At 70.1% G+C, this 26,928-nt stretch carries 9 protein-coding genes and 2 pseudogenes; 3 read left to right on the top strand and 8 right to left on the bottom strand.

Going from position 1 to position 26,928, the window contains the following annotated elements:
- From ACFP3H_RS09515 to ACFP3H_RS09495, 7 genes and pseudogenes are all read right to left on the bottom strand, one after another.
- On the bottom strand, positions 1 to 4,811 hold a 4,811-nt coding region (locus tag ACFP3H_RS09515), incomplete at its 3' end, for an amino acid adenylation domain-containing protein (protein ID WP_378602608.1).
- The gene (locus tag ACFP3H_RS26350; protein ID WP_465263757.1) at positions 4,808 to 5,590 is read right to left on the bottom strand and encodes a thioesterase domain-containing protein; all 783 of its coding nucleotides are present in this window, start codon (positions 5,588 to 5,590) and stop codon (positions 4,808 to 4,810) included. The genes ACFP3H_RS26350 and ACFP3H_RS09515, both read right to left, overlap by 4 nt.
- A gap of 27 nt (positions 5,591 to 5,617) precedes the next feature.
- A pseudogene (locus ACFP3H_RS26345) lies at positions 5,618 to 7,393 on the bottom strand (non-ribosomal peptide synthetase); the annotation flags it as partial.
- A gap of 99 nt (positions 7,394 to 7,492) precedes the next feature.
- Positions 7,493 to 11,947 (bottom strand): annotated as a pseudogene (locus ACFP3H_RS26340) (condensation domain-containing protein); the annotation flags it as partial.
- The gene (locus tag ACFP3H_RS09505; RefSeq protein ID WP_378602602.1) at positions 11,844 to 12,845 is read right to left on the bottom strand and encodes an ABC transporter substrate-binding protein; all 1,002 of its coding nucleotides are present in this window, start codon (positions 12,843 to 12,845) and stop codon (positions 11,844 to 11,846) included. The gene ACFP3H_RS09505 and the pseudogene ACFP3H_RS26340, both read right to left, overlap by 104 nt.
- A gap of 39 nt (positions 12,846 to 12,884) precedes the next feature.
- Entirely contained in the window at positions 12,885 to 20,696 is a 7,812-nt protein-coding gene (locus ACFP3H_RS09500; RefSeq protein ID WP_378602599.1) for an amino acid adenylation domain-containing protein, read from the bottom strand.
- Positions 20,693 to 22,351: a (2,3-dihydroxybenzoyl)adenylate synthase gene (locus ACFP3H_RS09495; RefSeq protein WP_378602596.1), complete on the bottom strand. Its 1,659-nt coding sequence runs from the start codon at positions 22,349 to 22,351 to the stop codon at positions 20,693 to 20,695. The genes ACFP3H_RS09500 and ACFP3H_RS09495 overlap by 4 nt, the downstream gene beginning before the upstream one ends.
- A gap of 55 nt (positions 22,352 to 22,406) precedes the next feature.
- Here ACFP3H_RS09495 and ACFP3H_RS09490 point away from each other — a divergent pair, with 55 nt between their 5' ends.
- The 3 genes from ACFP3H_RS09490 to ACFP3H_RS09480 all read left to right on the top strand — a co-directional run bounded on the left by ACFP3H_RS09490 (position 22,407) and on the right by ACFP3H_RS09480 (position 24,968).
- Positions 22,407 to 23,198: an SDR family oxidoreductase gene (locus ACFP3H_RS09490; RefSeq protein ID WP_378602593.1), complete on the top strand. Its 792-nt coding sequence runs from the start codon at positions 22,407 to 22,409 to the stop codon at positions 23,196 to 23,198.
- A gap of 55 nt (positions 23,199 to 23,253) precedes the next feature.
- Complete coding sequence (locus ACFP3H_RS09485) at positions 23,254 to 23,901, top strand: isochorismatase family protein (protein WP_378602590.1); 648 nt, start codon at positions 23,254 to 23,256, stop codon at positions 23,899 to 23,901.
- A gap of 119 nt (positions 23,902 to 24,020) precedes the next feature.
- Complete coding sequence (locus ACFP3H_RS09480; RefSeq protein WP_378602587.1) at positions 24,021 to 24,968, top strand: AMP-binding protein; 948 nt, start codon at positions 24,021 to 24,023, stop codon at positions 24,966 to 24,968.
- Between the two features lie 7 nt (positions 24,969 to 24,975).
- Here ACFP3H_RS09480 and ACFP3H_RS09475 read toward each other — a convergent pair whose 3' ends face one another.
- A complete protein-coding gene (locus tag ACFP3H_RS09475; RefSeq protein ID WP_378602584.1) occupies positions 24,976 to 26,892 on the bottom strand; it encodes a sigma factor-like helix-turn-helix DNA-binding protein in 1,917 nt (638 codons plus the stop codon).
- Positions 26,893 to 26,928: the final 36 nt, after the last annotated feature.

Below are 26,928 nucleotides of genomic sequence, written 5' to 3'. Positions count from 1 at the left end.
GGGGAATAGGTCCATTCGGCGTGGAGGGTGGTGCCGGTGGGGGTGGGTAGGGCGATGGTGTTGATGATCAGGGGGTGGGTGGTGGGCATGGTGGGGTGGTGGCGGACCTGGAGGGGGGTGGTGGGGTCCGCCGGGGTCCAGGGGGCGGGGTTCGGTGTTGTGGAGAGGCGGCCTAGGTAGTTGAAGAGGATTTCGGGGTGGGGGCGGTGGGCGAGTTGTGTTGCGGTGGGGTCCAGTTCGGTGAGAATGGCGTAGCCGATGCCGTTGTCGGGGGCGGCTCGGAGGCTTTCCTTGGTGAGTTTGAGGATGGTGCCGGGGTCGGTGGGGTCGACGTCGGTGAGGTTGATGCGGACGGGGTAGAAGCTGGTGAACCAGCCGAGGGTTCGGGAGAGGTCGGCGTCGGGGACGATGTGTTCTTCGCGGCCGTGGCCTTCCACGTCGACGACGACGTCGGGGGTGCCGAGGGTGGCGTAGGCGATGGCGAGGGCGGCGAGGAGGGCGTCTTGGATGCCGGCGTTGAAGCGGTGGGGGAGTTCGGTGAGGAGTATTTCGGTGATGTCGGCGGAGACTTCGACGGTGTGCCTGCGGGCTGTCGCGGCGGTGTCGAGGGTCGGGTCCAGTTCCCGGCCGAAGGAACTCGCGGTGCGGGTGGTCGCGGTCTCGGTCCAATACGGGAGTTGGGGGGTGAGGGCGCCGGTGCGGCCCAGGTCGTTCAGGGATTCTGCCCAGCGGCGGAAGGAGGTGGGGACGGGGTCGAGTGTGATCGGGGCGCCTGTTGCCGCGAGGTCGTAGGCGGTGGTGAGGTCGTCGAGGAGGATGCGCCAGGAGACGCCGTCGATGGTGAGGTGGTGGACGAGGATGGCGATGCGGGGGGCGGTGTCGTCGCGGTAGCGCAGGAGGGCGACGCGCAGGAGGGTGCCGGTGGTGGGGGTGAGTTCGTCGGCGAGGGTGTCCAGGACGGACTGCTCGCCGCCGGGGTGGTCGAGGAGGTGCTCGGAAACCGTTCCCGTGTAATCGCATTCATCGGGATGTACGACGAGCAGCCGCTGGGCACGGTGGCTCGTGGTGTGGCCGATCTGTCCGGACGAGTCGCGTTCGGACGCGTTCGGAATTGCTGTCTCCGCTGCGTCGAGCAGGCCGTGGTGGGCGGAGCCTCTCAGCGCGCTGATATGCGGGGCTGTCGTGCCGGTTGCATGGATCGTCGGGTCGGCCGCATCGAGCCTGCGGTCGCCGGTGGTTGGCGGGCCGGGCACATCGAGCAGGCGGGCTCGCAGCATGTCGTGGGTATCGAGCAAGGCCGTAACGGCAGTGGCGAGGGTCGCGAGGTCGGGGTCTGTCGGGGCGTGGAGCACCATGGCGTGGGAGAAGCGGTCGAGGTTGCCGCCGTGGCCCAGGACTCGGGTGATGATGGGGGTGAGGGGGATGGGGCCGATGCCGTAGCCGTCGGGTTCGCTGATCCGGGTGACGGTGGTGGCTTCGGCGCGCACCGAGAGGGCTGCGGGAGTGCGGCATTCGAAGACGTCGCGGGGGGTGGTGTGGACGCCGATGCGTTTGAGGTGGGTGGTGAGGCGGATGGAGACGATGCTGTCGCCGCCGAGGGAGAAGAAGTCGTCGTCGGGGCCGACGCTGGGGAGGGCGAGGATTTCGGCGAAGACGGCGCAGATCGCGCCGATACGGTCGTCGGCGGTCGTGGTGTGGTGGCCGGTGGCGCGCTGTGGTTCGGGGAGGGCGGCCCGGTCGACCTTGCCGTTGGGGCCCAGAGGGAGTTCGGTGATACCGACGAAGGCGGACGGGATCATGTAGTCCGGGAGTTCGTCGGCGAGGACGCGACGCAGTTCGTCGGATTCGGTGGCGGTCCAAGAGGTTTCGCGGCGCACCAGGTAGGCGACCAGGCGCACGGAACCGTTGGAACCGCTGCGGGCGTCGACCACCACGCGTTCGGCGTCGACGTGACGGGCGAGTGCGCTCTCCACCTCGCCGAGTTCGACGCGGTAGCCGCGAATCTTGACCTGGTCGTCGGCGCGGCCGATGAACTCGAGTTGGCCGTCGGCGCGCCAGCGGACGAGATCGCCGGTGCGATAGAGGCGTTCGCCGGGTGCGAACGGGTCGGCGACGAAACGCTGTGCGGTGAGAGCGAATCGGTCGTGGTAGCCGCGCGCCAGCTGGGGGCCGCCGATGTAGAGCTCACCGGCGCGGCCGACACCGCACGGGAGGAGTAGGGGGTCGAGGACGTAGAGGCGGCCGCCGTAGGTGGGGCGTCCGATGGTGGGTTCGGGGGCGTCGGCGACCACGGCGAAACCGGAGTCGACGCTGGCCTCGGTGGGGCCGTAGAGGTTGAACGCCAGCAGGTCGGGTTCGGCGTGCAGGCGTGTCCAGAAGCGTTGTGGCACAGCCTCGCCGCCGACAGCCAGGCGTCCGGGGCGATGCGCGCTGGGGTCGAGAAGTCCGAGTTCGACGTACTGTTCCATCAGCACCGGTACGGCGTCGATGTAGTCGATGCGGTGCTTGCGCACGTACTCGACTACTCCGCTCGCGTCCAGTGCCGCGTCCCGGCCGAGGGCGTGTAGTTCGTTGCCGTCGAGCATCCACATCAGCGGCCCGATCGAGGAGTCGAACGAGAAGCTGTAGGTGTTGAGCACCCGTAGCGCCCGGGCCGCCTCGGCGTCGATCGTGTAACGCCGATGGGAGCGAAGGAGATTCAGTGGGCCGCGATGCGGGACCACGACACCTTTTGGCTTGCCGGTGGAGCCGGAGGTGTAGATGACGTAGGCGGCGCTGTCGGCGGATAGCGCCCCGCGCCGTTCGACCTCGGTGTCGGCGAACTCCGCACCGCCAATGTCGGCGGCGGGGACCTCGGTGTCGGCAAACGCAGCACGGCGAATATCGGCGGCGGTCAGGACCGCGGCCGCGGCGGAATCCTCGAGGATGTAGCGCACGCGGTCGTCGGGGTAGGTCGGGTCGACGGGGACGTACGCCGCGCCCGCCTTCCACACGCCGAGGATGGCGATCACCATCTCGATGCTGGAGGTCAGGTGCAGGGCGACGCGGTCGTCCACGCGAACATCCCGGTGAATCAGGCTGCGGGCCAGGATGTTCGACGCCAGGTCGAGTTCGGTGAAGGACAGGGGGCGGCCGTCCACGACGACTGCGGTCCCGTTCGGACGCTCGCGGACCGCTGTCGCGAACTGGTCGACCAGGGTGGTGGCCACCTCGGCCGGGCCCGGGTGATCGAACCCCACGGCGCCGAGCGCGGCAGCCGTGCTGTCGGGCGCGGGAGCCGTGCTGTCAAGCGTGAGAGTCGCGTTGTCGAGCCTGGGCGCCGTGCTGTCGAGCGCGGGAGTCGCGCTGTTGGGCAGGGCCACAGCTCGGTCGGTGGCCGAGGCATCCGTCGGAATCGGTTCGCCGACCATGCTTTCGACCGGCGAGACCGGGCGAACACTCGGTGCGCCGACGCCCGCACCGCTCCACTCCGTGAGCAGCCGCGTGATCTCGGCCGGATCGTCCAGGGGCAGCGACCGCACGGTCACGGCCGCCTCATCGGTGTTCGGCGCGGCGAAGGCGTGGAAGAAGCGGCGCAGGGCCTGGAGGTGGTGGTCGAGGTCTTCGGCGGTGTAGAGGTCGGCGTCGGCGTCGCACTGGATTTTGAGGTCGCCGCCGGTGGTCGCGGAGATGGTGGCCGAAAGGTCTTGGACGGGGCCGCGATACAGCGAGTGGATGGTGCCGTGCAGGGCACCGAAGCGGACCTCGTCGCCGAACGGCTTCACGTTCACGACCGGTCCGATGCGGTCGCTGAAACCGCTCGCCAGGCGGGTTCCGTCGCCGACCGGAACGCCTCGGAAACGTTGGTGTGGCTGCATTCGAGTGATGGCGGCGTGGGTTCGTAGAACCAGGTCGCGGGGGGTCGCGGCGGGGTCCGCAGCCAAGACCAGCGGCAGCAGGTTCACGTTCATCGTCGGGATGCGGGCCGCCGCTGAACCGAGGCGGTTCATCACGGGGTAGCCGACGGTGATGTCGCGGCGGGCGGTGCGCCGGGCGAGGTAGGCGGCGAAGGCAGCTGTCACCACGGTGCCCCAGCTCGAGCCGGTCCGCTCGGCCAACTGGTTCACCGAGGCGAAAGTGTCGGTGCCGAGCGTGATTTCGGCGAATCGCACGCGGCGGGCCAATCGCTCGGCACCGGGCTGCAACACCACCCCGGGCCCGACGCCGCGCAACTCCGACGCCCAGAAATCGGAGTCGAGGCGGTGCTGATCGGAGTCGAGGTAGCGCTGCTCCTCGTCGAGGAGTTCGGCGAGTTCGCCGAAGCCGCCGCGGGGTTCGCGACCCGCCGCCAGGGCCGTGTAGACCAGGGCCGCCCGGCGGAAGATCAGGTTCACCGCGTAGCCGTCGATGAGCGCGTGATGGCAGCGCAGGAACCATAGGTGCCGGTCGGAGGCGAGGCGGATCAGCTCGTGGCGCAAAGGTGGGCCCTGCGCGAGGCTGTGCACGCGGGTCACGTCGTCGTGCATGAACGTGTGGAACGCCGCCCACGGATCCTCGGCCCCGGACAGGTCGATGATCTCGCCCAGCGGTGCTATCGGGTCGCCGGGACGCTGGGTGAACTCGCCCTCGGCGATGTTCATGCTCAGGCACGTCGCCTCGGCCATGGTGCGTTCGGTCGCGCGCCGGAACACCCCGTGATCGAGGTCGCCGACGATCTCGACGGCGGTGGCGATATTGAAGATCGGGTTGCGCGGTTGCAGCTGCTGGGCGAACCAGATCGAACTCTGCGCCGCCGACAGCGGCAGCGGGGTGGCGGCGACCATGGTTGTCATCGGGTGAGCTCCCGTTCCAGTTCCGGGCCGTAGGCGTCGACGACCGTGCGGTCGAGCATCTGCGCGTGCGTGGCCTCGACCTCGACCAGGCGCAGCGCACCGCCCACGAAGGGTTCCCAGCGGCGCGCGGCCTCGGCGGTGAGCACGCGCGCGCCGGCGGCCGCGCGCACGAACAGCACGTCGCCGTCGAAGACCGGGTACTGCGCGTGGGTCATCACGGTGAGACTCCATGCGCTGCCGTGGATGACGGCTTCGATGGTGTCGGTGTCGAAATGGGCCATGAAGTTCTCCGTGGCGCGCACCCGGGCCACGGCGTCGGCGATGCCGAGGGTTTCGAACTCGGTCGGCGGCACCGCGATGCCGAGCGAAAGGAGTGCTGCCGCAGCGGGACTGACCAAGGCCGCCCGCTCGAGATACTCACGCGGTACTTCGGCGGCCGAATCGAGCAGCACGACCGAGGGCACCCGATGGCCACGCGCCCGCAGCTCGGCGGCCACGGCGATCGCGACATTGCCGCCGAAGGACCAGCCGATCAGGCGGTAGTCGCGGTCCGGTGCGGTCGCCACGACGAGATCGGCATAGCGGCAGGCCAATTCGGCCAGGTCGGTGCTCACCTCGCGTTCGCCGGTGATGAACGGCGACTGAATCGCGTGCACCGGTGCGTCTTCGGGGATATAGCGGGTCAATTGGGTGTACTGCCAACCTAATCCGGTGCCGGGCGGCAGGCAGAAGACCGGGTCGCCGTCGCCGTGGCGCAGGGTGAGGACCGGCGCGGTCATCTTGGCGACCCCGCCCCCGCCCTCGATCTTGGCGGCGAGGGTCTCCGGGGTGGCGTAGCCGAACAGGTCGGCGATGGGGATGTCGAGGTCGAGGCGGTCGCGCAGGGCCCGGCGCAGGGTCATGATGAGCAGCGAGTGCCCGCCCAGATCGAAGAAACTGTCCTCGACCCCGGCCACCCGGCCCAGCACCTCGGAGAAGGTTTCGCACAGCACCCGCTCGAGCACGGTGCGTGGAGGCCGCGAGGCACCGCCGGTGGCCCGGCTGATCGGCAGCGCCGACACGTCGAGCTTGCCGTTGACCGTCATCGGGATCGTCGCGAGGGCGGTGACGCTGGACGGCACCATGTACGAGGGCAGCAGTCCGGCCAGTTCGCCGCGGATCGCGTCGGTGCGCTGGGCGGCCGTGCCGGGGGTCAGGACCACGAAGGCCAGCAGGCGCGCGGAGTCCTCGGACTTGTCGGCGATGACCACCGCCCGCTCGATATCGGCCAGTCCGCTGAGCACGGCCGCGATCTCGCTCGGTTCCACCCGGTAGCCCCGGATCTTGACCTGATCGTCACTGCGGCCGTGGAATTCGAGATTGCCCGCGGCGTCGAGACGCACCAGGTCGCCGGTGCGGTACATGCGCTGTCCGGGCGCGGCCGGGTCGGCGACGAAGCGTTCGGCGGTGAGTGCCGGATGGTCGAGATAGCCGCGTGCCAAACCGATTCCGCTGACGTAGAGCTCGCCGATGGAACCGTCCGGCACGGGACGCAACCACGAATCCAGCAGGTAGGCATCAGTATTGAAGATCGGCCGACCGACCGTGGGGGTGGGACTGTCGTAGGTGCCGCCGCCGAGGGTGTTGATGGTGTACTCGGTGGGGCCGTAGAGGTTGTAGCCGTAGGTGGATTCGGTGTCGCGCAAGGCATCCCACACGCCGACACCGACGGCTTCACCGCCGAGCAGGACCAGGGCGGGACGGTGCTTGCCGGTCGCCGGATCGTGGGCGAGCAGGCCCTCGGCGATGAGGTGTTCGGCGTAGGTGGGGGTGACGTTGAGGACGTCGATGCGGTGGGTGTCGCAGTAATCGACCAGGGCGGTCGGGTCGCGGCGCAACTCCTCGTCGCACACGTGGACGGTGTGCCCGAAGGCCAACCACAGCAGTTCCTCCCACGACATGTCGAAGGCGAACGACACCGTGTGCGCGATCCGCAACCGCCCACCACCGGCGAGTTCGATGGCCGGGGCGAAGATCTCCCGCTCGTGGTTGAGCTGCATATTGGTCAACCCGGCGTACGGGGTCACCACGCCCTTGGGTTCGCCGGTGGAACCGGAGGTGAAGATGACGTAGGCGGGGTGGGTGAGTCGGTCGGGGTTGGTGCGGGCGAAGGTGCCGAGTTCGGCGTCGGCCAGCGGGGACGGATCGGTGGCGGCCAGTTCGGCCAGGACCTTCTCGCTGTCGAGCACCAGCGCGGGCACGGTGACATCGAAACGGTCGGCGGCGGACTCGGTGGTGAGCAGCACGCCCGGTGTGGCCTTGGTGAGGATGGCGTGCAGACGGTCGTCGGGGTGCTCGAGCTCGAGCGGAACGTAGCCCGCACCGGTGCGCAGTACGGCGAACAGGGCGACGACCATCTCGATGGTGCGCGGGATCGCAAGCGCCACATAGGTTTCCGGGCGGGCACCGGTGCGGTTGAGCACCCGGGCCAACCGGTTGATCTCGGCGTCGAGTTCGGCGAAGGTCAGGGTGCGCTCGCCGAGGACGAGCGCCTCGGCGTCGGGGGTGCGCAGCGACTGGGCGGCCAGCAGGTCGGCGATGCTGTCGGTGCCGACCTCGCAGACGTGCCCGGCGATCGTGGCACCCGCCAGCGCGCCGGTGTCGACGGTGGCCAGGGGCGCGGTGAGCGACTCGGTGGCGAAAAGATCGAGTAGACCGGTGAATTCGTCGAGGAAGCGCTGTGCCTGCTCGGCTTCGACCAGGTCGGGGCGCGACTCGAGTTTCACCGTCAGTTGCGGGCCGGGGGTGACGACGATGGTCAGCGGGTAGTGGGTGTGGTCGAGGCTGGTGCCGCCGATGATGCCGTGTTCGGCACCGAGGGTGGCGTCGTCGATGAAGTTCTGGAGGACGAACAGCACGTCGAAAAGCTGGCGGTGACTGGTGGATTCGATGATCCGTGACAGGGGCAGGTGCTCGTGTTCCATGCGGTCGAGTCGGTCGTGGTGGACCTGGGCGAACAGCTCGGCGGGCGTCAGGTCGGGGCGCAGGCGCACACGTACCGGCACGGTGTTGAGGAACATGCCGATCGCGGTGCCGATGTCGGGGATCTCCGGGGGACGCCCGGCGACGGTATTGCCGAAGACGATGTCGGAACGGCCCAGTAGGCGCGAGATGGTCAGTGCGAGGGCGGCATTGAGGACAGTGTTCACCGTGACCGAATGCTGGGCGGCCACCTGCTCGAGGGCGGCGGAGTTCTCCCGCGACAGAGACACCGTGCGGACCTCGGGGCTCACGGCCACCTGCATGGTCGCGTCCGGGCGGACCAGGCAGGGCTCGGTCAACTCGGCCAGCGAGGTGTGCCAGTACTGGCGGGCTGCTTCGATGTCCTGGCCTCGGGTCCAGGTCAGGTACTCGGCAAAGGCATAGTGCTGCTGGACAACCGGGGTCTCGCCGGCGGCGTGGGCGGCATAGCCCGCCAGCAGCGCGCCGATGAATGGGCCGTTGGACCACCCGTCCCACAGCATGAACTGCCGGTTCACCGCCAGCAGCGAACCCGCCCCGGCGCGCTGGTAGAGCGTGGCTCGCCACAGCGGCGGCGCGGCCAGCTCGAAACCGGTGGCGCGATCCTGGGCCAGTGCGGCCTCGACCCGCTCGGCACTCTCGGCTGGGGACAGCGCGCTCAGATCCACCACCCGCAACCGAACCTGCGGATCTCGCGCGACGATCTGCACCGGCTCGGGCAGCCCGGCGTCCACGAAACCCGCCCGCAGCGCCGGGTGGGCGCGCAGCAGGTCGGTCAGGGCCTGTCGCAGGGGCACCGGATCGAGAGCGCGGTCGAATTCGAGGGTGAACTGGGCGGTGTAGATGTCGGGGGACGCGTCGGTGGCGTAGGCGGATTGGAAGAACAGGCCCTGCTGCAAGGGTGAGAGTGGCCAGATGTCCTGCAGCAGTGCGGGACTGACGGATTCGACGGCCGTCACCTCGCTGACCGTCAGCTCGATCCGCTTCAGGTCGGCGGGCACGAGATTCACCCGGTTGGCCGGGTCGGCGGCCAGCTCGGCCAGTTCCCGAATGGTCTTCGCCCAGACCCGCGCGAACTCGGCGAGCAGGTCGGGGTGCACGGTGTCGTCGGCGGTGATCGTCGCATCCAGGGTGCGGCGGGCGTCGAGATCGCGCACGACGATGTCGATGCTCAGCGGTGCCGTGCGCGGTGCGGTCGGGAGGTCGACCGTGGCCGAACCGAGGGCGCTGTGGTCGACCACCGACAGGGCGAAGTCCGCGCGGTCGACACTGTCGAGCAGGAGCTGGGACTGCGGGTTCAGGTGGCGCAGCAGGGCGTAACCGGTGGCGGTGGCGTCCTGTTCGCGCAGCCGCTGCCGGGCCTGCGCGAGCGCGACCACCGGGTCGGTCTGCACCCGCAGCGCGACCGGCGCGGTGATACCGAACCGTCCGACCTGGCCCGCCGCGTCCATCTCGGACAGCGTGCGCCCATCCCGAGCGACATCGACGACGATGCTCGCGTCGGGCCGACCGATGCCACAGATCTCCCCGGTCGCCAGGGTGATCGAGGCGAGCACCGCCGATTCGATCCACACCGCGAGCGCGGCCAGGTCGCGGGCGAACTGCTCCACGGGCACCTGCAACCGCACGGGTTCGGAGCACACCGAATCGGTGCCGGCCCCGCCCGTCGCGGTGGCGAGCGTCCCCGCGTTCGCAAACCCCGGCGCGGTGGTGAGCGTTGGTGGGGCGGCGAGCGGCTCGGTGTGGGTCGGGTCATCGAGTGGGCTGGCGGCAGATTCGCCCGGGGTGGGGCCATCGGCAGAGGGCGGCGCATCCGATGGATCGGATTCCGCAGTGGGTTGGATCGGCTCGGTGCGCGGGGCGTGGTCTGGGGACCAGGTGGTGAACGGGCGGGTCGAAGAGGTGCGGATGCGCTGCCACGTGGGGAGTTGGGCGACCAACTCCGGGGAGGTGGCCTCGGTGTTGGCGGCTTCGGCGAAATCGCGGAGGGTCGCGGCGGGGGTGGGGAGGGCGATCGGTTGGCCGCGCAGGAGTTGGGCGAAGGAGGCGGCGAGTTCGGCGGCCAGGACCGGCCAGGAGAAGGCGTCGGCGGCGAGCGGGTGGATCGCGAGGGCGAGTTCGCCTGCTGCGCTGGGAGTCTCCATGGGGCCCGGTTCGGGATCGGAACTGTCGTCGGCTCCGGCTACCGTGTCTAGTCCACCGAGGGAGTCGGAGGTGGTGTTCACGTCACGAGAAGCGGGGGTTCCGGTCGCGAACTCGGTGGGCAGCGCCGATCCGGGGGTGAAGGTGGCCGCGAGGACTACGCCTTCCTCGGCGTGGATCAGCGTGCGGGGGTCGATCGGGTCGGTCGTGAATGCCGCGACCACCTCGCCGACGGGGCGCACCTCGAGGTCCCACAACCCCGGCGCGAGTTCCTCGGCGCGCAGGCGCAGGCTGTCGTGGCGGTCGACCAGCGCCTGGACGACCGCGTGAACAGCATTTTCGCCGAGTTCGGCGGGCACCGGCAGGCGGGTGACGGCGGCGGAGGGGAGGGCGTCGGCCCCGGCGCGCAGCAGGTCCTCGACACCGGGCAGGGGCGCGAGCGGGCCGGTGGCCTGGGCGGGGCGGGTCACCGGGGTGGCGAAGGCGGGGCCGAAGCGGGCGTCGGCGTCGGTGGGGATGGTGGTGAGGTAGGCGGCGAAGGCGCGGCGGTGGTGGTCGAGGTCGGCGGCCGCGGCGCGGGGGCCGCGCAGGGTGCTGCGGATGACCTTGGCGGCGTGGTCGACGTGGATCAGGATCTCGATATCGCCGACCGGGCCCGCCGACACGAGGTCGACGGTCCAGCGCAGGTCCTCACCGGCGGCCAGGACCGGGATCGCGGGCAGGATGTTGATGCCCGCGCCCATCAGGCGCTCGGTGCGCCCACTCGAACGCGCGAGCCTGCTCACCGCTTCGCCACGGAAGTTGCTGTGCTGCTTGATCGCACCGAGTTCGCGATGCAGGCGTGCGGTGAGGGTGCGCACGGTGTCGCCGGGGAGCAGTCGCGCCCGGAACGGCAGGACGTTGGAGGTGGACCCGATATTGGCGCGCAGCGGAGCGGTGGTGCGGCCCGACATCGGCACGGCGACGGTCATGTCCGAGAGTCCGGTCACCGAGTGCAGGTAGCCGATGGCGGCGGCGAACACGACCCGGGAGGTCCCCACCCCGCACTGCTCGGCCAGCCCGAACAGTCGATGCGAAACCTCGTAGGAGACTTCGACTTCCACGTTGGCGGGCTGCCCGACCGGAATGATCGAGGTGTCACACAGCGCACCGGCGGGCGGTGCGGCGGCCACGAAGCTCTTCCAGAACTCGGTGTCGATGGCCAGGCGCGGCGACTCCCGGTAGGCACGGTCGGCCTCACTGAGGGCCTCGGCGGACCAATTCGGTTGCGGCGCGGCCGAACCGCCACGGTAGTAGGCGTCGATGACGGCGGCGAGCACGGTCGCGATCGAGATGCCGTCGCCGACGATGTGGTGCACCGACAGGTAGGCCAGGACCCGGTCGGGCGCGAGCACGAGCACGGCGGTGCGGGCCAGCGGGCCGTGACTCAGGTCGTAGGGCACGTGCATGTCCGTCTCGATCCACGCGCGTGCGGCGGCATCGGGATCGGGGCGGTCGGACAGGTCGACCGTGACCAGCGGGACCGGCTCGGTGCTGTGCTCCTGGGCGAAGCCACCGTCGTCGTCGCGGATGCTGATGTGCAGCGGATCAGCCACCGCCAGTATGGATTTCATCGATGCGCGCAATCGGTCCAGGTCGACCGGCCCGGTGACCGCGACCAGCGCGCCCGCGGTGAATCCACTGGCGTCGGCGATCAGCGCCGAACCGATCCAGATCTCCTGCTGGGCCGAGGTGAGTGCGAAAGCGGTGCCGACGCCACGGGTTTCGGTCGTCGTCGCGTTATCGGTCACTGGCAGCACTTCCCATCGGTCGAAATGTGGCGCGTACGCGCGGAAAACACCGACGACACCGGCGCGCGCGAACGCGGCGCCGGTGCCGTCGTCGAACGGCTTACGCCGCGGACTTGAACGTCGTGATCGCGTTCCTGATGTCCTCGGCCTGCAGGCCCGCCGCCTCGAAGGTGTAGGCGTAGGGGGTGCGCAGCGCGAAGACATTGCCCGCCGCGACGGCGGGCAGCGCCTTGAACACCGGCGAGTCGAGCAGCGCCTGGGTGCGGGCGGTCGGCTTGCCGGTGATGTCGGCCTCGAAGAAGATCGCCTTGGCCGAGGCCAGGCGCGGCAGGTCCTCGAGCGAGATCTGCTGGTTGTAGCGGGCCGGGTTGGGGTCGGCGCCGGTGTAGTAGGTCAGACCCGACTTGGTCAGGCGCTCATACGACAGCGCCTTGTTGGTCCCGATCTGGAAGTTGCCCGCCTGCGCGGAACCCTCGGCGTAGACGACCTCGCCGATCCCGGCGATCTTGTCCTTGTTGGCGATGGCGATCTCGGCCCAGGTCTTGTCCAGGTCCGACAGGCGCTGCTTGGCGTCGGCGCCCTTCCCGACCACCTCGGCGACCTTGCCGTAGTTGGCCCACACGCCGGTCGGGTCGTTGATCTCGATCGCGACCGTCGGCGCGATGTCCTTCAGTGCGTCGAGGTCGATGCCCTTCATGCCGGGGCGAACCATGGTGACGATCAGATCGGGCTTCAGCTCGACGATCTTCTCCAGGTTGACCGAGGTCTCGACGCCGCCCACCGAGGGCACGTCCTTGACCTTCGCCAGCGCGGTCGGGCTGGCATTGAGCTTGAGATCGTCGAACATGCCGACCGGGGTGATGCCGTTGTCCACCAGCAGGGTGCCGACCAGCCAGCCCGCGATCACTCGCTTCGGCTCGCCGGGAACCTCGACATCGCCGAGCGCCGTGCCCGTCACCACGCGGGTCTCCGGTGCGGCACTGGTCGAATCCGTGCTGCCGGAATCGGACCCGCCGCAGCCGGCGACGAGACCGGCCACCGCGAGGGCGGCGACGACGGCGCGGGCACCCGGACGGATACGCGCGAGGGAAAGCCTACTCATTGTTGTTCCATTCATTGCACTTTGTTGGGATAGGCTTATCTAACCCGATCGGGTCGGCTTTGTCAGTTCCCCCACCTCGGTCAGCGCCTGCGCCCACAGTTCGGCGAGCAGCGCGACATCGCTGTGCCGAATGGCGCTGGGCAGGTAGGTGAATCGGGCGCGCAACCGCACCTGACTGCCGGCGGCCTCGGCCCGCACATTGATCTCGAGGGGGTAGTCGACCGCCAGGTCCGCGTCGGCCGCCGCCGACACCGCGCGGGCCTCGGGGGCCGGTCGCCAGTCCGCCGCCGTGCCGAATTCGACGCGGCCCAGGTAGTTGAACAGCACCTGCGGGCGCGGCAGGGCGGCGAGGACGCGGGCGGTGCGCGGGTTGGCGTAGCGCAGCATGCCGAAGCCGATGCCGCCGTCGGGGGCCGCCGCCATCGCGGCCGCGGTAGTGAGCACCGCGGAGTCCGGGTCCTCGCCGGTGGGGAGACGGACGGGGGTGACATTGGTGAGCCAGCCGACGGTGCGGGTCAGATCGAGATCGCCGAAGCCGTCGCGGCCGTGCCGTTCCACGTCGACGGTCAGGTCACCGGTGCCCGCGCGCCAGCGGGTGACCGCCAGGCGCAGGGCCGCGACAAGCAGGTCGGTGGTCGGGATGGGCCGGGCCGGGGCGGTGATGGTGGCGGCCACCTCGTCACCGACTTCGATGTCGAGTTCGGACAGGTCGCCGATCGTGCCCGAATACGGGCCGGGGGCAAGGGGATTCGCGCCGGGAGCCAGGACCGACCGCCAGTGGGGGAGTTCGGCGATGCGCTGGGGCGAGTTGGCCTGGGTGGTCAGGGCGGTCGCGTAGCTGCGCAGGGAGACCGGGACCGGGTCGAGCTCGCGGTCGCGGGCCTGGTCGAGGTCGTCGAGGAGGATCCGCCACGAGGCGCCGTCGACGACCAGGTGGTGGGCGACGATGACGAGGTAGCCGGGTTCGCCGGGGCCGCGGTCGGCGTGGGTGAAGCGGATGACCACGCCCGATTCGGGATCGAGTTTTTCGGCGGCGGCGTCGGCCAGTGTCGCCAGTGCCGCCGGAACATCCTGGGCGGCAGGGACTTCCACTGTGTCGAGCAGGGTGGTCGCGTCGAGCGTGGTGGCGGATCGGGTGTGCAGGGTCCAGACGTGATCGCCGACCTTGGTCGCCTGCAGGCGCAGGGCGTCGTGGCGGGCGAGAAGTGCGGTGATGATCTGCTGGGTCGTCGTCGTGGCGGTGCTCGCGGGGACGCGGACGACCACGGTCTGGTTGAGCCGGGTGCTGGGGCCGGTGCGCAGGGCCAGGGCGCTGACGATCGGCGTGAGCGGGACCGGGCCGACGGTGTCGTCGTCGGCGACGGTGCCCGCCGCGGTCGCGGCGGCGGCCATGGCGCGCAGGGTGCGGTGCTCGAAGACCGCGCGGGCGGTGAGGTCGAGGCCGCGTTTACGCAGTTTGCCGACCAGGCTCAGGGCGACGATGCTGTCGCCGCCGAGGGCGAAGAAGTCGCTGTCGGGGCCGAGGGTTTCGATCGCGACGGATCGGACGACTTCCGCGATCGCCTGTGCCACCAGGGTTTCGCGGTCATCCAGCGGTTCGATCGCGGATTCGTCCTCGGCGGGAACGAGTTTCGCCAGAGCGGTGCGGTCGAGTTTGCCGTTGGGGGTCACCGGGAATTCGTCGACCACGATGATCGCGACGGGCAGCATGGGCGCGGGCAGGGTGGTGGCCAGGTCGGTGCGGATGGCGCGGCCATCGCGGGAGGAGACCGCGTAGCCGACGAGGTTGTGTCGGCCGTCGTCGTAGGTGTGCACCAGGGTCGCCGCCCGTTCCACGCCGTCGATCGCGTGCAGGGCCGCGTCGATCTCGCCGAGTTCGATGCGCTGGCCGCGGATCTTGACCTGGAAATCGGAGCGGCCCGCGTACTCGACCTGGCCCGCGGTGTTCCAGCGGCCGATGTCGCCGGTGCGGTAGAGGCGGGCGCCGTCGGTGGACCGGGGGTCGGCGACGAATCGTTCGGCGGTGAGGCCGGGGCGGTGCAGGTAGCCGCGCGCGAGCTGCACACCGGCGAGGTAGATGTCGCCGAAGCCGCCGATCGGGACCGGGGTGAGGTCGCGGTCGAGGATGTGGATGCGGGTGTTCCAGACGGGTGCGCCGATGGGGACTGTCGGGTCCGCGCTCGCCGGAACCGCCGTGGCGGTCACGTCGACGGCGGCTTCGGTGGGGCCGTAGAGGTTGTGCAGTTCGACGTCGAGGAGTTCGTGGCAGCGGTCGCGTTGCGCGGGCGTGAGAGCCTCACCGCTGCACAGGATTCGGCGCAAACCGGGCAGCCCGCCCAGGCTCGGTTCGGCGAGGAACGCGCTCAGCATGGACGGCACGAAATGCACCGTGGTGACCTCGGCACGGCGGATCAGCTCGGCCAGATACGCGGGGTCGCGGTGGCCGTCGGAGGCGGCGAGGACGAGGGTGGCGCCGATGGTCAAGGGCCAGAACAGTTCCCACACCGAGACGTCGAAGCTGATCGGGGTCTTGTGCAGGACGCGTTCGTCGGGGGTCAGCGCGTATTCGTGCTGCATCCAGCGCAGGCGGTTGACGATGGCGTCGTGCGCGACGACCACACCCTTGGGGCGGCCGGTCGAACCTGATGTATAGATGACGTAGGCCGCGCGTGCGGCCGGGAGGGTGCGCGCGGGCAGGGTGCGGCCGGTGGTGGTCGGGACCGCCGGTGCGCCGTTCTCGTCGACGAGCAGGGACGCCACGCCCTCGATCGCGGTGTGTGGGCGATCGTCGATCAGGACCGACGGGCGGGCGTCGGTGAGCATGTACTCGATGCGGTCGGCCGGGTAGCCGCGATCGACGGGCAGGTAGGCGGCGCCGACCCGGTGGATGGCGAGTACCGCCACCAGCAGGGCGAACGAGCGGTCCAGGGCGATCGCGACGATGTCGTCGGTGCCCACCCCTCGGGCGTCGAGTTCGGTGGCCAGCACGGTGGCGGCGCGATCGAGGTCGCGGTAGGTCATGGTGCGGTCGCCCAGGATCAGGGCGGTTCGGTCGGGGTGGGTGCGGCACGTGTCGGCGATCAGGGCCGATAGGTCGAGGTGGGGGTCGAAGGGGGCGGTGGTGTCGTTCCAGTGGCGGAGCTGGTCGTGTTCGGACGGATCGAGGATCGACAGCGTCCGCAGGGGGATCGACGGGTCGGCGGTGACGGTGTCGATGAGGTGGCGCAGACGCTGGGCGATCGTCTCGACGGTCGAGCGGTCGAAGAGGGCCGAGGAATATTCGATGCGGGCCGCGATGCCGCCGCCCTGGTGTTCCAGGAAGTCGAAGGTCAGGTCGAACTTGGCGGAGGTGACGTTCGGGTGGCGGATCTCGGCGCGCAGACCGGCGAAATCCGGGGCGGTGATGGGGGTGCGGTACTGGACCATGGTCTGGAACAGCGGGGTACGGCCGGTGACGCGCTCCTGGTCCGCGAGTTCCACAAGAACGTCGAACGGGAGGTCCTGGTGTTGGAAGGCGGCCAGGTCGGTGGTGCGGACGCGGCGGAGGAGTTCGGTGAAATCGAGGTCGCCGGACAGGTCGGTGCGCAGGGCCACGGTGTTGGTGAACAGGCCGACGATGTCCTCGACCCCGGCCACGGTGCGGCCGGAGACCGGGGTGCCGACGACGATGTCGCGGCTGCCGGACAGTTTCGCCAACAGGGTGGCGACCAGGGCGTGGACCAACATGAAGCCGGTGGTGCCTGTCTGGCGTGCCAGCTCGGCGAGGGCCATGGTGTGGATCGGGGCGATGGTGAAATCGACTGCCGCGCCGGTGAAATCGGGTTGGGCTGGGCGCGGGCGGTCGTAGGGGAGTGCGAGTTCTTCCGGTGCGCCTCGCAGGGTGTTCGACCAGAACTCGCGGTGCGGGGCCAGGGCGTCACCTGTTGTTCGCTGCCAGCTGGCGTAGTCGGCGTAGGTCAGGCGCGGGGGTGACCAGGTCGGGGCACTGCCGAGGACGCGGCTGCGGTAGGCGATGGACAAGTCGCGGAACAGGATCGGGGTGGACCACTCGTCACCGGCGAGGTGGTGCAGGCAGACCTGGAGCAGGGCGGAATCCGGGCTGGTGCGCAGGAGGGCGGCGCGGATCGGCAGCTCGGTGTCGAGGCGGAACGGGAGGGCGCCCAGGCGTTCGATCTCGGCCATCACCGCGATGCTCGGGAGTTCGCTGGACACGGCATCGGAGTCGGTGAGCTCCTCGTGGGCAGCGGCGGGAATCTCTTCGGTGTGTTCGCCGATGGTCCCGGTAGTTGGAGAGTGCCGCACCGGTGGGTGGCCGGTGGGAACGTCGTGTAGGTCGGCGATGGTGCACGGGATCTGTTGGCCCGGTGCGAGGACGCGCTGGGTGAGTTCGCCGTCGGTGTCGGTGAGGAGGGTGCGGAGGGCGGGGTGGTGGTTGGCGAGGTCGGTGAGAGCCGCGCGGAGGCTGTCGATCTCGAGGGTGCCGTGGAGTTCGAGGACGAAGGGCAGGTTGTAGGCGCCGGTGGCGCCCGCGATCTGCTCCACCGCCCACAGGCGGTGCTGGGCGTGGGAAAGGGGAACGGCGCCACCGTGTTCGGTGGGGGTGATCGGGGGGAGCGCGATGGTGGTGAGGGTGTGGGATTCCAGACCGGAGGCCAGGTCGGCGACGGTCGGGTGGTCGAAGAGGTCGCGTACGGAGAGGGGGTGTCCCAGTTCGGCCTGGACTCGGATGGCGACGCGGGCCGCCAGTAGTGAATGGCCGCCGCGAGCGAAGAAGTCGTCCTCGACGCCGAACTCGGGGAGTCCGAGGACCTCGGCGATGATCGTGACAAGGTCGGACTCGAGTTCGGTGTTCGCCGCGCGGGACCCCGTGGTGGGGCCGGTGTGTGCGGCGAGGGCGCGCTTGTCGACCTTGCCGCCGGGCAGGCGGGGGATCTCGGCCACGAGCTCGATGGCGGGAACCAGGTACGAGGGAAGGGTCTGGGCGAGGGCGCGGCGTAGCGCACCCGCGTCCAGGTCGGGCCCAATGACGAAGGAACGCAACATCATCGCGCCGACTCCGTCGGGCACGGCCACCGTCGCGGCGCCGTGGACGCCAGGGAGTGCGCTGAGCGCGGCATCGACCTCGCCGGGTTCGACCCGGTTACCGCGAATCTTGACCTGCTGGTCGCCGCGACCCAGGTAGTCGAGCACACCGTCGCGCCGCCAGCGCACCACATCGCCGGTGGCATAACGGCGTTCACCGCCGGGGCCCGCGACGAAACGGGTCGCGGTGGCGGCCGGGTTGCCGTGGTAGCCACGGGCCAGCTGGGTGCCGCGCACGTACAGTTCGCCGACCGCGCCGGGGGCCACCGGGCGCAGGAACCGGTCGAGCACTTCCAGCTCGACATCGGGGACGGGACGGCCGATCGCGACATCATCGCCGCGCATCCGCTGCCAAGTCACATCGCCCGCGACCTCGGAGGAGCCGTAGGAGTTGATGATTCGGCTGTCGGCGGATCGAAGTTGTTCGAGTAGCGCGGGATTGGTGCGCTCGCCACTGAGAATCCAGGTGGTGATCCGGTCGCGCAGGGCGGGGGCGTGCGTGATCAGTTCGGTGGCCAGGGTCGGTACGGCGGTGAGCTGGGTGATGTTCTCGGCGTCGATCAGGGCGGCCAGCGCCGAGACATCGCGCAGCTCGGTGTCGGTGGCGATCACCACCAGCGCGCCCGCCGCCAGTCCCGCGAGCAGCTCGGTGGTGCCGTCGATGAACGCGAAGGAACTCTTCGACAGGCGCACATCCGGGGTCCCCGGCTGCCAGTCCTCGACAGCCCAGGCGATCCGGCCGTTGAGCGCCGCGCGGGTGCCGAGCACGCCCTTGGGGCGGCCCGTGGAGCCGGAGGTGTAGACGAGGTAGGCGGGGTGGTTCGGGTCGATGGTCGCGGTGTCCGACCCGTGGCGCGTGGTGAACGGGGGCGTCGGCGAGTCGCTGGGCAGTCCCGTGGTGGTACCGGGTGTCTGCGTGTCGCTGGGCTGGTCCGCAGGAGGGCCGGGTGTCAGGGTGTCGAGTCGGCCAGGGGCGCTGGTTTGTTCGAGGGCGACGGGGGGCGTCGGGTGGTCGCCGGGGTGACTCGAGGCGAGGAGGGTCGTCAGTCGGTCCACGGGTAGGTGTGGGGCTGTGGCGTCGACGTCGCCGATGACCAGGGTGGGGGCGGCGTCGGTGAGGATGTAGTCGAGGCGGTCGGCGGGGTAGGCGAGGTCGAGGGGGACGTAGGTGGCGCCGGTGCGCAGGATCGCCAGGAGGGCGGCGGCGAAGGCGAAGCCTCGGGGGAGGGCGACGACCACGCGGTCCTCGGCGGTGATGCCACGGCGGTGGAGTTCGGCGGTGAGGCGGCGGGTGGCGTCGGCGAGTTGCGCGTAGGTCCAGTCGGTGCCCGCGCTGCGGATCGCCACGGCGTCGTCGGTGCGGGCGGTGATGACCGTGGCGACATCGGCGGGACGGGTGGTGCGGGACGCGCCCCGGCCCCAGCGGGTGAGGTCGGCGCGCTCGGCGGGGGTGCGCAGGTCCAGCTCGGCCAGGCGGGTTTTCGGCTCGTCGGCCACGAGCGTGAGCAGGGTCGTGAAATGCCTTGCGAGCGTGTCGATATCGGCTGGGGTGAACACCGTGTCGTGGTAGAAGAGGTGCACGGTGAGGGTCGGTTCCAGGATGACCGTGACCGTGAGCGGGTAGTGCGTGGAGTCGCGCGGCTGCACCGATTCGATGGTCAGGCCGGCGGCTTCGGTGACCGCTCGCATCGCCTCGCGCGCATCGGGGTAGCTCTCGAAAACGAGCAGAGTGTCGAACAATTCGCCGTGGCCGCCCGCCTGTTGGATGGCGGGCAGGCCCAGGTGCTGGTGGTCCATGGTCGCGGTCTGTGACTCGTGCGCGCGCCGCACCACCTCGACCAGATCGTCGCCCGCCTCCTGTCGGACCCGCACGACCGAGGTGCCGAGGAACATGCCGATCATCGACTCGACGCCCTCGAGTTCGGGACTGCGCCCGGACACCGTGGAACCGAACAGCACATCGCCGGAATCGACCGCCTGACCCAGCGTGAGGCCCCACACCGCCGACACGATGGCATTGACGGTGACGCCGAATTCCCGCGCCCGCTCTCCGAGTCGGGCACCGACCGCAGCGCTCAACGGCAGCGTATGGCGTTGTGGCCGAACAGCATTGCGGGTGGCGCCGGTCGGGGCAAGCAGCGTCGGGCCGGGGATACCGGCCAGCGCCGTGCGCCACGCGGCGACGGCGGCGGTGTCGTCGCGGTCGTCGAGCCAGCGCAGGAAATCGCGGAAGGGGCGCACCGGGGGCAGCGCCGCCGGATCGGGATCCGGGTACAGGGCGAACAATTCGCGCACGAACAGCGGTGAGGACCACCCGTCGAGCAGCAGGTGGTGATTGGTGAGCAGCAACCGGAATCGGTCGGGGCCGAGCGTGGCCAGGGTGAAGCGCAGCAGCGGCGGGGTGGCCGGATCGAACCGGTCGGCGCGGTCCGCGTCGAGCACCGCCGACCAACGCTGCGCCAGCGCAGCATCGGCGAGCTCGGTGAGATCGACCGTGCGCCAGGGTATCTCGACACTCGACGGAATGATCGCGACCGGTTCGCCCGTCTTGCGGGTGCGGAAGCAGGCCCGCAGGTTCGGGTGCCGCTCGAGCACCGCGTGGGCGGCCGACCGCAACCGGTCACCGTCGAGCGGGCCGGTGATCTCGATGGTCGCCTGCACGGTGTAGACGTCGACCTCGGTGCCGAGCCCGGAGACGAACAGCAGACCCTGCTGCAATGGGGTCAGCGGCATGATGTCGCTGATCCGGCTGCGCCGCGGCGCGCTCACGAGGCGTTTCCGTGGTTCGAGGCGGTCAGCAGAGCCGCACGCAGCGCGCGCCTGCTGGTCTTGCCGACCCCGGTCTCGGGGAAGCTGTCCACCACTTCCACCAGGTCCGGTAGCTTCCACGCCGCCACCCCGCGCTCCCGCACGAACTTGCGCACACTGAGCAGCGTCGGCGGCAAGGCGGGATCGGTGGCCAGCACGAACGCGCAGGTCCGCTCGCCCAGATGGGAATCGGGCACCGAGACGATGATCGCGTCGCGCACCGCCGGATGCGCCAGCAGATGCTCCTCGAGCTCCTCGGCGGAGACCTTCTCGCCACCGCGATTGACCCGATCGTCCTGGCGACCCTTGACCACCAGATTGCCGTCCGGGCGCAGGCACACCACATCACCGGTGCGGTACCAGCCGTCGGCGGTGAACGAGCGCTCGTTGGCGGCAGGATTGTCGTAGTAGCCCCGAATTGTGTAGGGGCCCTTGGTCCGGAGGAGTCCGTCGGTGCCCGGCGGTACCGGCTCGCCTTCTTCGTCGACCACCGCGACGAGATCGTGCTCCGACATCGGCCTGCCCTGGGTGGACATGATCACCTCGGCCGGATCATCGAGCCGGGTGTAGCAGACCAGCCCCTCGGCCATCCCGAACACCTGCTGCAACGTCACCCCCAGTGCCGGACCCAGCCGCGCGGCCAACTCGTCGGGGCAGCGGGCCCCGCCCACCAGCAGCACCCGCAGCGACGAGATATCCGGCGTCCCACCGGCTTCGGCGCGTTCGGCCCACAGGCGGGCCAGCGGCGGCACCAGGCCGGTGATGGTCGCACCGAACGCCTCGATCGCCGCGAAGGCCGTCGCCGGGGTCGGATCGGCCGCCATCGCCACGGTCCCGCCCGCCCACAGCGCGCCGAGGATCCCCGGCGAACTCATCGGAAAGTTGTGCGCGACCGGCAGCGCGGCCAAATACACAGTGCTGGTGTCGAGTTCGCAGAGCTCGGCACTGCGACGCACGCTGAACAGGTAGTCGTCGTGCGTGCGCGGAATCAGCTTCGGGATGCCGGTGGAACCACCCGACAGCTGGAGGAACGCCACATCGGAGGGGTCGGCGCGCGGGAAATTCCTTGGTGCTCCGCGAAGTTCGGAGAAGTTGATCGCATACTCGGGCACGGCGGTCCCGTCCCGATCGGGCAGCACGATGAGCCGGGTGAGCGCGGGAACCTCGGCGCGAACCTCGGCCGCCAGCGCCGCGTGATCGAAGAGCTGATGGTGATGGCAGGTGATCATCGCGACCGCACGGCCGGCCCGCGCGATCGGCACCAACTCGGCTCGACGATGCGCGGGCAGACAGAACACCGGCAGTGCGCCGAGCCGGAACAGCGCGAAGATCACCTCGACGAACTCGGCGATATTGGGCAGTTGTACCAGCACCCGGTCACCGGCCGCGATGCCGAGTTCGGCCAGGCCACAGGCGGATTCGTCCACGCGCGCGTCGAGGTCGGCATAGGTCCAACGTCGCGCCTGATCGACCACGGCGAGCGCGGTCGGATTCTCGGCGGTGCGGGCCCGCAACACATCATCGAAGGTCTCGCCGGTCCACAGTCCGAGCTCGCGGTACTTACGCGCCTCGGCGGCGGGCCACGGGGTGAAGCCGGGCAGGTGGGTGTCCAACATCGAACCTTCCAATTGGCGTTGTAATCGTCAGTTAGGTTAGTTTAGGCTAAACAGCATGCCAGTTGTCGCGGAAGAATTCGGGCCGGTCGTGATCACCGGTGCCGCAGGGGGTATCGGTGCCGCGGTCGCGGCGGCGTTCGCCCACCGCGGCGCACCGATCGCGCTGCTCGACCACGACCCCGCGGTGCACAAGGTATTGGCCGAGCTCGGCGTCGACGGGTACGCCGGGGTGGTGGATGTCACCGATCGCGACGCGGTCGACCGCGTCTTCGACGAGGCCGTCGCCGCGCTGGGCGCACCCGCCGTCGTCGTACACGCGGCCGGGGTGCTCGAGACCGGACCGGTCGCGGAACTCACTGAGGCGCAATGGAATCGGTGCCTCGCGGTGAACGCCACCGGCACCGTCAACGTCACCCGCCGCGCCGCCACCGAACTGGTGAACGCGGGCGGCGGCGCCATCGTCGTGGTCACCTCCAACGCGGGCGCGACCCCGCGCGCGGGCATGGCGGCCTACGGCGCCTCCAAGGCGGCCGCCGCGTCGTTCGCGCGAGCGCTGGGATTGGAGGTGGCGGGCCGTGGCGTGCGGGTGAACCTGGTCTCGCCCGGCTCCACCGACACCCCGATGCTGCGCGTGATGTGGTCCGCGGCTTCGGGGGCCCTCGCCGCCGACGCCCGTGACCGGATCGTCGCGGGCGATCCCGGCAGCTACAAACTCGGTATCCCGCTGCGCCGGGTCGCCGACTCCGCCGATGTCGCCGAGGCCGTGCTGTTCCTGGCCTCCGACGCCGCGCGGCACATCACGCTGCACGACCTGCGCGTCGACGGCGGCGCCACCCTCGATATGTGAGGCGCTCGCCGCCGACCGTTCCTGTCTGTCCCAACCCCCTGAGCTGGAGATCACCGTGGCAATTCCGCCGATCGCACCGTATTCGATTCCCGCGCCCGAGGAGGTCGCCGAGAACCGGGTGTCGTGGTCGATCGATCCGGGTCGCGCCGCCCTGCTGATCCACGACATGCAGCGCTACTTCATCAATGCCTATGAGCGAGAACAGGAACCGATCTCCTCGACACTGGCCAATATCGCGCGCATCCGCCGGATCTGCACCGGGGCGGGCATTCCGGTGATCTACACGATGCAGCCCGGCGACCAGCACCCCTCGCGGCGCGGCATCCTCGCCGACTTCTGGGGCACCGGTCTGGAGACCGGCATCGACACCGAGGTGGTGCCCGAGCTCGCCCCGCAGCGCGGCGACATCCAGGTCACCAAGTGGCGCTACTCGGCGTTCCAGCGCACCGACCTGCGCGAACTGCTCAGTCATTACAACCGCGATCAGCTGATCGTCACGGGTGTGTACGCGCACATGGGCGTGATGCTCAGCGCGGCAGAGGCTTTCATGAGCGATGTGCGCCCCTTCGTGGTGCTCGACGCTACCGCCGATTTCAGCCGCGAGGAGCACCTCATGGCGATGGACTACGCGGCGCGACGCTGCGGTGTGGTCACCACGACCGACGCGATCGAGCACGAACTTCGCCAGGTGCGGGTGGCCTGACGAACAGATGTGACCCAGCCCACCCCGACATAGAAGTTAGGTTTGCCTTTCCTTTGTGACAGGATGGCGATGCCGCGGAACTCGTTGCCGTAGGCAATGGATGTTGGGAGGGTGCGGGTATGCGCATTTCGGATGTGTCCTGGTCCGTCGAGTCGACGGCGTCGGTGTTCGCGGATCGGGTCGCGGTGCTCGACGGCGACTGCCTGCACGACTACGCGACGCTGTGGGAAGCTGTCGGGCTCTTCGCGGCCGAACTCGACGCCGCGGGCGTGCGGGCCGGTCAGCGGGTCGCGGTCTACATCGGCTCCGGCTACGAATCGCTGCTCACCCTGCTCGCGGTGGAACACCTCGGCGCGGTCGCGGTGCCGCTGGACATCTTCGGCCCGGTCGAGCACGCCGTGCGCACCCTGCACGCCACCGGCGCCGACCACCTGATCGGGCACGTCGGCGACGGTGACCTCGTCGAGGAACTCGCCGAGGACCCGGTCGCCACCGGCGCCAGCGTGGTGACGGTCGCCGACGACTACACCCTGATCCGGCTGTGGCGCTCCCAGCGGGTGGCACCCTCCCATCGCGAGGGCGGCTTCGCGTTCTGCCTGCCCGGCAGCGCCGGTGCCATGACCGTGGGCAGCACGACATTGGCCGCGGCCGCCGGTGAACTGTGCGCCGACCTGCCGATCACGGCCGAGGACGTCGTCGCGGTCACCGCGCCGCTCACCGAACGCGCCGCCATCACCGCTGTGCTCGCGGCCGTGCGGGCGGGCGCGTGTCTGTCGCTGCGCCGCTACTCGGGGGTGGATCCGGTGCTGGTCGCCGAGCAGTTGGGCGAGGACGATGCCACGGTGCTGGCGTGCTCGTCGGAGGCACTGTGCGCCCTGCGCGCCGCCGGGCTCGGAGTGCCGAGTGCGGTTCGGGTACTTGCCCTTTCGCCCGAAGCTCCCACGCCCGCTGTCCCGGTTGCCGAAGCGCCGCTGTGTCGACCGCGCGGTGGCAGTGACGCCGCCCGATCACGTCCGGCGCGTTCGGGGCGACGGGCCTCGGCGTGTGCCACTCGGGACAGCGACTGAGCGAGGATCAGGCGGACTCGAGCAGGTCGGCCAGCGCGTCCTCTTTGCGGGCGCGCAAGGTGGCGGCGACAGTCGCGGTGTCGGCGTCGGCGGGCAACCACAGTGCCTGGGCCAGTGCCGGTGTGAGGTCCTTTTCGTCGAGCGCGGCGGCCCTCGGATCGCCGGTCGCCGCCAGCACCCGACGCGGCGCACTACCCTCGGCGTCCGACGCGGCGCGCACGACATCGAACTGCGGTCGATCGGTGGCCTCGGGAGCGAATTCGAGGAACACCTCCTCGCCCGGCACCAGCCCGAGATCGTCGATGAACCGTTTGATGGTGCCCGAGCGGGCCTGCACCGCCACCCACAGGATCGACTGCGGACCCAGCCTGCTGGTCAACTCCACCGACCTGTTGGGGCCCGCGCCGACCAGACCCGCCAGTGCCGCAGGCAGATTGAACGCCGAACCCTTCATGTGCGGTGCGACGATCGTCGTGCGCAGGCGCAGCACCGCGCCGTCGCGGTAGAGGTGACGGGTCTTGCCGGGCGACTTGCGCGCGCGCTGAGTCTGCTTGCGGCGGGACACCTTTCCGTCCACGGTCATGTACTCACCGGACGCGGCATAGGTGCGCACGCTGAACTCTTTGACATCGAAGGCCCCGGTGAGTCGCGCCACCAACTCCTCGATCCCGATGCTGCCGCCGGTGGCGTCGAGCACCTCGCCGATCTGCCGGTGGATCGGCACATAGCGCGAGGCGCCCCAGCGGGCCAGGGCCCAGCGCGCCCGGTCGGTTTTGACGAACCGGTCGTCGGCGACCATCGCGTTGCGCACGCTCGACAGCGACCGCGTCGGCACGATCGCGGCGTGGATGTCGTCGATCGTCATCGGTTCCCCGGACAGGGCGAGCACCGCGGCGATGTTGTCGTGCACCGAGGTCGAACGCACCAGCACGTGACCGTCGAGCACCCGGTAGCCGGCGTAGCGCAGCCAGGTCGCCGTCTCGGCCTCGGGCAGGTCGAGTTCGGCGGCCACGACCGGCAGGCTCACCAGGCCCTCGTCGCTGGCGAGCCGGGCCAGCACCGCGCGGACCCGGTTGCGGGCGCTGTCCATGGTCTCGACCACGACCCAGCCGTCGATCACGTCGAAACGGCCGTCGAGCCGGGCCAGCACGAACCACAGCGGGGCCTGCGTCTCGCCGACCGGGGTGGCCAGCTCGGGCCGGGCGGCGATCAAGCGGTCGAGGGCCGCGACCGGATGCGCGGCGTCGGCGAGCCGGTCGGCGGCGGCGCGCAGGTGCGGCGAGGAATGGAACCCGGCGTGCACGCGATCGCGCAGTCGATTGTCGAGCTGGTTCACCCGCTCGCGGGAAATGCCCAGTGCCGCACCACAATCGGCGAGGGTGGTGCGCTGGTCGGTGAGGATGCGGGCGGTCAGCAGGTAGCGGTCGCGCTCGCCGAGGGCGGCGACCAGCTCGTCGAACTCCGCCGCGGCGTGCGAATCCTCGGCCTCGACGGTGGCGCTCGCGCGGATCAGGGCCGCCACGATCTCGGCGACCGAAGCCGGACCGACCCCGCGCAGCCCGCCCAGATCGGTGACGGTGAGCGCGCCCAGATCGGTCACGCCCGCGGTTCGCAGCAGCGCCGAGATCCGATCCGAGAGTCCCGACCGATCGTCGGCGCCGGGACGCGGCGCGTACGGGAAGGCGGTGGCCAGCGGCAGGTCGCGGTGGTCGCGGGCGAACACGGTGGCCAGGCGCCGACACACCTCGCCGAGGTGCTCGGCGGGCACCGAGCCGTTCGCCGAGGTCGACATCCAGGCATTGGCGGTGAGTTCACCCTCGCCGAGAAGCGGTGGGCCGGAGCGGTGTTCGTCGAGCCAGGGGAGAACGTCGAGCCACGACAACCGAGTCGCACCGCTGAGGGGGAACGTGGACAGCTCTCTCACCAACCTCTTCTGCTGCCATACTGTGTTGACGTTCAC

This window comes from Nocardia lasii, assembly GCF_042658545.1.
In the GTDB taxonomy this organism is placed as follows: domain Bacteria; phylum Actinomycetota; class Actinomycetes; order Mycobacteriales; family Mycobacteriaceae; genus Nocardia; species Nocardia lasii.
This window is presented reverse-complemented; position numbering and strand designations above follow the sequence as displayed.